We start from the raw sequence: 382 nt of genomic DNA, 5'->3' as shown, positions 1-382 counted from the left end.
CGACAAGATCGCCGCCCGCGATGGCGGCATGGGCGCGGGCGTCTCCCGCGAAGGCGTGCAGCGCGACCTGCTCCCATTGGTCGAAGGCACGACCGTGTCGACCAAGTACGGGCCGGTGAAGACCGACCACGTCCTGTTCATCGCATCGGGCGCCTTCCACGTGTCCAAGCCGTCGGACCTGCTGCCGGAATTGCAGGGTCGTTTGCCGATCCGCGTCGAGCTGCGCCCGCTGACCAAGGAAGACTTCCGCCGTATTCTTACGGAAACCGAAGCCAGCCTCATCCGCCAGTACAAGGCGCTGATGGAAACCGAAGGCCTGACGCTGGAATTCACTGATGACGGCATCGATGCGCTGGCAGACGTGGCCGTTCACCTGAACGCC

The 382-nt window shown here is 64.4% G+C and carries 1 protein-coding gene; it reads left to right on the top strand.

What is annotated here, in order from left to right; translation table 11 throughout:
* Positions 1 to 382 (top strand): AAA family ATPase (locus AC1DKR_RS21380; RefSeq protein ID WP_478035211.1); only part of this gene is annotated, 382 nt, incomplete at both ends.

The organism is Stenotrophomonas sp. 01N47, from assembly GCF_056399165.1.
The sequence above is the reverse complement of the archived record's forward strand: the minus strand, read 5'-3'. Positions and strand labels throughout refer to the sequence as shown.